The following is a 7,097-nucleotide window of genomic DNA, read 5'->3' as shown; positions in this document are numbered from 1 at the left end:
CGGACGACCTGCTCCGGGGTGTGACGCTTCCTGCTGTTCGTCATGATCTGACCAGTCTCCCTGCCCGCGACCGCGGGCAACAGGACGACCCTCATAACGACTGGACCTACGAAACGGGGTCAGCCCAGGCCTGGTGGCGGTGATCGCGTGGGCGACGCTGTTGCTGCTCCGAGGCCGCATGGACTATCGCGCCGGCTGGGCGCTGACCGCTCTCGCGGTGGTGGCGGCGCTGGCGAACTACGCCTGGATCGATCCGTCGCTCAGCAACGGGTGGGATCTCTGGGTGATCTCCCTGTCCTGCGCGATCATGCTGCTGGTGCTGCCCGCTCAGACGATCAGATGGTGCATCGTCGGCATGGCCACGCTGTTCTGCGCCGGCACTTTGCTGGGCGCGGTCCTGCTCATCGGTCTCCGGGCGACGCTCACCACGCACTACGGCTCGGTGCTGGCCATCCTGAGCTACACCGTCATCACCCTGATCCTGAGCATCGGCGCTACCAAGGTGTCGAACCACGCCTACCGCAGCAGGCAGCTGGAGGAGTTCGCGCAGGCTCGCATCCAGGCGGCTGCGCAACGCGAGACCGTGTGGCGGGAGTGGCTCGACCACGCCCGCGCGCTCACCCTGCCGTTCCTCATGGGCGTCGCTCAGGGTCGACTCGATCCCGACGCGCCCGCCACTCGTCGCACCGCCTCACTCCTCGAGGCCAGGATGCGAGACGATCTCCGGCTCTGGCCCGACACCACCGACCTCTCGGAGCACCTCGACGCCTTGCGCAGGCGGGGATGGGAATGCCGCCTCAGCACCGACGAGATCCCGCCATCGACGCAGGACGAGCTGGGTCGGCTCCTCGACGCCTTGCCGGATGCCGTCGCAGGTCAGCGCCTCACCGTCACGTCGGGTCAGCGCACCGTGACGGTGACCGTCGCGTCCCCAGGCCTGACCGCAGACCAGCAGCACGACGTGGCGGAGTGGCTGGTGACGGTGGACGAGGACTTCACCCAGGCCGCGGTCCCGGCCCCGAAGAGGGCCTCACTACGATGAGTGTCATGTCTGCCGCCATCCGGGTCGCCGTCTTGGACGATCATCCGCTCGTCCTGCGCTCGGTGCGCAGCATCATCACCGCCAGCAGCGAACCGATCACCATCACTCACACGCACAGCTCCCCGACGGAGTTCCTTGCGCTGACGACGGCGTCTCCGCCGGATGTAGCCGTCGTCGATCTGATCGTGGAGGGTCGAGCGACGGGGCACCTCGTGATCGCCGAGCTGACCAGGATGGACATTCCCAGCATCGTCTTCACCGCCGACCAGCGTCGGGTGCCGGTGCATCTGGCCATGGCCGCGGGCGCTCGTGGGTTGGTGCTGAAGGCCGACCCGATCGACCATCTCACTCAGGCGATCGTCTCGGTGGCGAACACCGGATGGGCACCGTCGAGCGCCCTGGCCCAGATGGTGCTGGAGGCGAGCGAGAGCGTCCCGGCCCTCACCCAGCAGGAACTCGAGTGTCTTCGTCTCGCGGCGCAGGGGGTTCCCGTCAAGGCGATCGGACGCCAGTTCAGTCCCGAGATCTCAGCGTCGACGGTAAAGACCTACCTGCGGCGGGCCTACGAGAAGTACGGCTTGGTGGGACGCACCGTGCACAACACCACGCACGCGGCCACCGAAGCCATGGTCGATGGCTGGTTCGACGTGCAGGAAGAACAGGATCTCAGAGGCATCCAGGCTTAGAGATCCCGCAAGTAGGTGGCAATCGGTGGATCCAGCCTTAGGCCTGTGTGACTGGGGACTCGGCCCCCACTTGGCCGAGTCCACCAGTCACCCCCCAACAGCCCAGACGACGGGGCATGAGGACACCTCTCCACTCAACGACGCCTGCCCCAGGAACCTATCACGATGGGTAGGGCAACTGAAGAGTTCTCCCATCACTGAACTACCCGCTCACTTTTTCCGGCGTTCTCCCGCGAACAGCCCTGTGACTAGGGGATCATCGACGCTGCGATCGCCAAAGGGGGGCGTTTCGTCGGTCGCCCTGTCTCCGGGATGGCAATCGTGTCCCCCAAAAGGATGACAACCGACATGCCAGCGAGCTCGAGAACGTTGCCAGGTCGCCATCCAGCACGCCGCATTAGGCACCACCACTGGCGCGATCTCTAGGCTGCACAGCTCGCTCACAGCGTCTCGGGGTAGGCTCACGAGGAGTCGCGGAGACCATGATCACCGCGATTCGACACAGGGAGGGGGACGAGCAATGACGAGCACGTTCAGCCGGCGCGCACTGCTGAGCTCGGTCTCCGTCGCCGCCACGCTGACGGCATGCACCGACGACATCATCGCCCCCACCTCCCCGTCGCCCTCCAGCTCGCCCACGTCGTCGGCCGCGCCCGACACCCCGTTCGGTACCCTCGCCCCCGCCCATCTCAGAGTGGCGATCTTCGATGGGGGCTACGGCACCGGGTATGCCCACTACGTCGCCGACTCATTGCAGGACCGGCTGACCGGCGTGACGGTGGCGGTCACCGGGCTGGAACGCATCTCCGACTTGGATCTCGCCGCCGACCCGCCCGACGTCGTCAACAACTCGGGGGCCGGCGCGCTGCCGATCGGATCGATGCTGGACCAACTCGAGCCCTTGAACGATCTGGTGGACGCGCCCAACCTCGAGGGCACCCCCATCAAGGACACGCTGTACAGCTCGGCGTTGTCGCCGGGCACCTTCGACGGTCGACTGCTCGCCCTCAACTACGTCTTCACCGTCTATGGCCTGTGGTATTCGGCCTCCCTCTTCGAGGAGAGGGGCTGGAGCCTGCCTGCGACGTGGGACGAGATGCTCGAGCTGGGTGAGCTCGCCTCGAAGGAGCAGCGATATCTCTTCGCCTGGTCGCCCGACGCCGCCACCTACTATCTCGAGCTGGCGATCTCATCGGCGATCAAGGAGAGCGGCGACGAGGTGCGACGCGCCCTGGACGGGGTCGCCGGCGGAGCCTGGCAGCACCCCGCCGTTCTGCGGACCCTGACCCAGCTCGAGGAATGCGTGCGACGCGGTTTCATGCAGCCCGTCGATCCCGACGCCGGCTATCTCGCCACGCAGGCCACCTGGTCGCTCGAGGGTCGTTCGCTGCTGTATCCCTCCGGCGCCTGGATCGAGCGCGAGATGCTGGATCAGACCGCCGAGGGGTTCCGGATGACGTGCGGTCCGGGGCCGACGCTCACCTCTTCCCCGACGATGCCTCACGCCGCCATCCACGCCTCCGCCGCAGAGGCCTTCGTGGTGCCGAAGGCCGCCGCGAGCGTGGTCGGCGGCAAGGAGTTCCTCCGCACCATGCTCTCCCGGGATGCCGCCGCGCACTTCGCGGTGACCAACCTGGTGCCGACCATCGTGAAGGACACAGTGCCTGCCGACACCGGATCCACCTCCCTCGGAGCCCAAACCCGGATGCTGGCCGAAGCAGGAGACCACGTCTTCTCCTGGCGGTTCATCTCCCACTACGGCCTGCAGCAGCCCTTCGACGCGTTGATGACACGCTTCCTGAGCGGCGACCTGACCACCGAGGAACTGACGGTGGAGCTGCAGCGCCACACCGACGAGGTCCGCGACGACCCCGCCATCGAGCTGTACACCGTCGAGTAACCTCTTCGAGGTGCGAGGCCGCCCGCGGCCGAGCCTCGAGGAGACCCAACGCGAGAATCCCCAGGAACCCGATCACAGTGTCGGGCTGAGCGTTCGGCTGCCGGTTGATGACGGTCTTCGAGGTGCGAGGCCGCCCGCGGCCGAGCCTCGAGGAGACCCAGCGTAAGAATCCGCGGAAACCCAATCACAAGTCCCTAGACACCGTCGTGGGTGTCGGGGTGCAGCTGGACCTGGGTGGCTTTGACGACGGCGTAGACCGGCGTGCCTGGGACGAGGGAGAGCTCGGCGACAGCGCCGGCGGTGAGATCCGCGCGGAGGCGCTGACCGGACACGTCGACGGTGACGCCGACGATGCTGCCGCGCGACTCGATCAACTCGACGGTGCCGCTCAACACGTTGCGCGGGCTGCCCTCAGGCGCGGTCAGGAAGACGCTCACCGCATTGGGGGCAACGGTGGCCCTGGCCGGGTGGCCCTGCTGGAGAGTCGGCTCCGCTCCCACCAGGATCTGGTCTCCGACCCTCAGCTCGTTGCCCGCGGCGGCGGTTCCGGTCAGCAGGTTCACTCCGACGAAGTCCGCGAGGAATCGCGTGGGTGGCGCGGCGCACACCTCCGCCACCGGTCCGTCGGCGACCACGCGTCCGTCCTCGACGACGATCACCCGGTCGGCGAGCGTGACGACGTCGAGGAAGTCGTGGGTCACCAGCAGGGCCGTCTGGTCGGCGAGCCGCTCGCGCAGCAGCCGTCGCAGGTCGGGCGTGACGGAGACATCCAGCGCCGCGAAGGGTTCGTCGAGCAACAGGATCTCGGGATCGATCGCCAGCGCGCGGGCCAGCGAGATGCGCTGTGCCTGGCCGCCGGAGAGCTGCCTGGGGTTGCGCTCGGCGAGTTCCGCACAGGCGGTGGCCTCCAACTCGACGCGAGCCCGGGCGCGAGCCTCGGCCTTCGGCACACCGCGGGATCGGGGTCCGAAGGCGACGTTGTCCAGCACGCTCAGATGCGGGAACAGCAACGAGTGCTGCTCGACGAAGGAGAAGCGGCGACGATGCGGCGGCAGGTGTCGCGTCGGACCGCTCAGCTCGGATCCACGCAGGGTGATCGAGCCCGAGTCGGGTCGCAACGATCCGGCGATCAGGTGCAGCAGAGTCGACTTGCCCGCGCCGTTAGGCCCGACGACGGCCACGGTCTCCCCCTCACGCACGGCGACGCGCAACTCCACGTCGCGCACGTCCACCCGGGCATTGATGCTCAGGAACTCAGTCATGGCCATCCCCCACGCTCCTTGAGGTGCGAGCGAAGCGAGCCTCGAAAGGGCCCAGCCCGCAGCCAAACGACGATCCCGACCACAAGTCCTCACGCACGGTCGCGCTCTTTTCGAGGCTCCGCTGCGCTCCGCACCTCAAAGAGCGTCATCATAATTCCCCTCAGAGAGCGTCATTGTGGTGCCCCCACGCCTGGAATCGCGTCGAGACGAACACGATGGCTACGGCCACGACGACCAGCACCAGCGCCAAGGCCAGGGCGATCTCGGAATCCGACTCGCGCAGCAGGTAGATCTCCAACGGAAGGGTCCGCGTCGTTCCCTGCAAGGATCCGGCGAAGGTCAGCGTCGCACCGAACTCGCCGAGCGACCGAGCGAAGGACAGGGCCGTGCCGGAGGCCAAGGCGGGCCGGATCACCGGCAGGGTGACCCGCCAGAACACGCGACTGGGCGAAGCCCCGAGGTTGGCGGCGACACGTTCCAGCTGGCTGCTCGACGTGCGCAGCGCGCCCTCGACGGAGATGACCAGGAAGGGCAGCGAGACGAACGACTGCGCCAGCACCACAGCGGCCGTGGTGAAGCCGATCTCGATGCCCATCGCGGAGAGATGCTGACCCACCAGGCCGCGTCGACCGAAGGTGACCAGCAGCGCCAAGCCGGCGACGACGGGCGGCAGCACCATCGGCACGGTCACCAGGGTGCGGGCGACCTCGGTCCACCAGCCTCGGGTCCGAGCCAGCACCAAGGCGGTGGGAACGCCGAGGATCAGGACGATCGTCGTCGAGATCACGCAGGTGAGGAGGCTGAGTCGGAGCGCGTCCAGTGCGCGCTCCGACGTCAGCAACTCCGGTAGCTGGGCCCAGGAGACCCGGCCCAGCATCCCGATGAGCGGCACCGACAGCAGGGCCAGGCCCAGGCCGAACGGGGCCCACGCCCACCGGGGGAAGGGTGTCACGGAACGAGACGACTACTGCGCCGGACCGAAGCCGTAGCCGGCGAGCGCAGCCTGGCCGTCGGCGCCGGTGATGGCGGCGATGACGGCATCGGCCGCCGCGCCGTTCGGGGCGTCCTTGACCTTGGCGATCCAGTAGGTGTTGGGATCCTCCTTGGCGCCGGGCACGTCGAAGACCTGCACGGCATCGCCGGCGCCAGTGGCGTCGGTGGCGTAGACCAGGCCTGCATCGGCCTCACCGGAGGTGACCTTGCCGAGCACGTCGGTGACCTTGGCCTCCTCGGAAACCGGCGTCAGGGTGAGGTTGTTGGCCTCGGCGGCCTTGAGGGTCGCCGCGCCGCAGGGCACGTCGGCGGCGCAGATGACCAGCTTCTTTCCGTCGAGCGACGCGTCGAAGCCGGTGATCCCCGCCGGGTTGTCGGCCGGGGTGACGACCACCAGGTAGTTGGTGGCGAACATCACGGGATCGCCGTCGATGAGGCCCTCGGCAACGGCCTTGTCCATGTTCTTCTGGTCGGCGGAGGCGAACACGTCGGCCGGGGCGCCGCCCATCATCTGGTCGACCAGGCCCGACGAGCCGTCGAAGGAGTACTTCGCGTCGGCGATCTCGGGGAAGACGGCATTCAGCGAGGCGGCGGCGAAGACGATGGCATCCGACGTGGGCGCTGCGGCCGGAGTCGTCGGGTCGGCCGGAGCGCTCTGGCTGGCCGACGTCTCGGGAGCCGCCGGGCTCTCCGTATCGGTGGGGGTGGTGTTGCCGCCGCAGGCGGCGAGGAGGACGGTGGCACTCAGCGCGACGGCGAGCTTCGTGAGCTTCATAGATGGGGTCCTTCGATGGTGACGTTGGTTGCTTTGATGACCGCGGTAGCGATCACCCCGGGCTCGAGCCCTAGTTCTTGGACGGCCTCCGTGGAGATCAGGGAGACCACGCGGTAGCGCCCGCATTGCAGCTCCACTTGGCTCATCACGGTGTCGGAGACGACGCGGGTGACCAGCCCGGTGAAGTGGTTGCGGGCCGAGCGGCGGCCGACGCCGTCGTCGAGTTGATCCAGGGAGCCGTCGGCGAGTTCCTGGGCGAAGGCTGCCAAAGCAGCGCCATCGACGGCCTGCTTGCCACTGTCGTCCACGCTCGCGCTGAGCCGGCCCTTGTCGATCCAGCGCCGCAGGGTGTCGTCGCTCACGTCGAGCAGCTTCGCCGCTGTCGAGATCCGTATATGCGTCATGCCGAGGATATTAACAAGGCAAATTCGGAAGAAGT

General features: G+C 67.7%; 7 protein-coding genes. 3 read left to right on the top strand and 4 right to left on the bottom strand.

Annotated features, from left to right (window positions below; all coding sequences use genetic code 11):
• The first annotated feature begins 133 nt into the window (after nucleotides 1-133).
• The 3 genes from P0D62_RS04595 to ngcE all read left to right on the top strand — a co-directional run bounded on the left by P0D62_RS04595 (nucleotide 134) and on the right by ngcE (nucleotide 3,628).
• On the top strand, nucleotides 134-1,042 hold the full coding sequence (locus P0D62_RS04595; RefSeq protein WP_275701446.1) for a hypothetical protein: 909 nt from the start codon (nucleotides 134-136) through the stop codon (nucleotides 1,040-1,042).
• A 5-nt stretch (nucleotides 1,043-1,047) separates the two neighbouring features.
• On the top strand, nucleotides 1,048-1,728 hold the full coding sequence (locus P0D62_RS04590; RefSeq protein WP_275701445.1) for a response regulator transcription factor: 681 nt from the start codon (nucleotides 1,048-1,050) through the stop codon (nucleotides 1,726-1,728).
• Between the two features lie 520 nt (nucleotides 1,729-2,248).
• Nucleotides 2,249-3,628 carry an N-acetylglucosamine/diacetylchitobiose ABC transporter substrate-binding protein gene (gene ngcE, locus P0D62_RS04585; protein ID WP_275701444.1) on the top strand — a complete coding sequence of 460 codons (1,380 nt, stop codon included), beginning with the start codon at nucleotides 2,249-2,251 and terminating at the stop codon, nucleotides 3,626-3,628.
• Between the two features lie 194 nt (nucleotides 3,629-3,822).
• Here the strand turns inward: ngcE and P0D62_RS04580 are convergent, their stop codons facing one another.
• The 4 genes from P0D62_RS04580 to P0D62_RS04565 form a co-directional block, all read right to left on the bottom strand.
• Entirely contained in the window at nucleotides 3,823-4,896 is a 1,074-nt protein-coding gene (locus tag P0D62_RS04580) for a sulfate/molybdate ABC transporter ATP-binding protein (RefSeq protein WP_275701443.1), read from the bottom strand.
• Nucleotides 4,897-5,050: 154 nt separating this feature from the next.
• Nucleotides 5,051-5,842 (bottom strand): ABC transporter permease, encoded by a 792-nt coding sequence (locus tag P0D62_RS04575; protein WP_275701442.1) that lies wholly within the window; start codon nucleotides 5,840-5,842, stop codon nucleotides 5,051-5,053.
• A 12-nt stretch (nucleotides 5,843-5,854) separates the two neighbouring features.
• Complete coding sequence (gene modA / locus P0D62_RS04570; protein ID WP_275701441.1) at nucleotides 5,855-6,658, bottom strand: molybdate ABC transporter substrate-binding protein; 804 nt, start codon at nucleotides 6,656-6,658, stop codon at nucleotides 5,855-5,857.
• Nucleotides 6,655-7,062, bottom strand: a complete 408-nt coding sequence (locus P0D62_RS04565; protein WP_275701440.1) for a TOBE domain-containing protein — start codon at nucleotides 7,060-7,062, stop codon at nucleotides 6,655-6,657. Before P0D62_RS04565 ends, modA begins: the two co-directional genes overlap by 4 nt.
• Between the last annotated feature and the right edge of the window lie 35 nt (nucleotides 7,063-7,097).

Origin of the sequence: Tessaracoccus caeni (genome assembly GCF_029211185.1) — a bacterium.
In the GTDB taxonomy this organism is placed as follows: Bacteria; Actinomycetota; Actinomycetes; order Propionibacteriales; family Propionibacteriaceae; genus Arachnia; species Arachnia caeni.
The sequence above is the reverse complement of the archived record's forward strand: the minus strand, read 5'-3'. Positions and strand labels throughout refer to the sequence as shown.

What these genes read in the sequence shown, in the direction of transcription:
- modA (WP_275701441.1), bottom strand. Translation starts at nt 6,658, where the DNA reads ATGAAGCTCACGAAGCTCGCCGTCGCGCTGAGTGCCACCGTCCTCCTC.
- P0D62_RS04565 (WP_275701440.1), bottom strand. Translation starts at nt 7,062, where the DNA reads ATGACGCATATACGGATCTCGACAGCGGCGAAGCTGCTCGACGTGAGC.
- P0D62_RS04590 (WP_275701445.1), top strand. Translation starts at nt 1,048, where the DNA reads ATGTCTGCCGCCATCCGGGTCGCCGTCTTGGACGATCATCCGCTCGTC.
- ngcE (WP_275701444.1), top strand. Translation starts at nt 2,249, where the DNA reads ATGACGAGCACGTTCAGCCGGCGCGCACTGCTGAGCTCGGTCTCCGTC.
- P0D62_RS04580 (WP_275701443.1), bottom strand. Translation starts at nt 4,896, where the DNA reads ATGGCCATGACTGAGTTCCTGAGCATCAATGCCCGGGTGGACGTGCGC.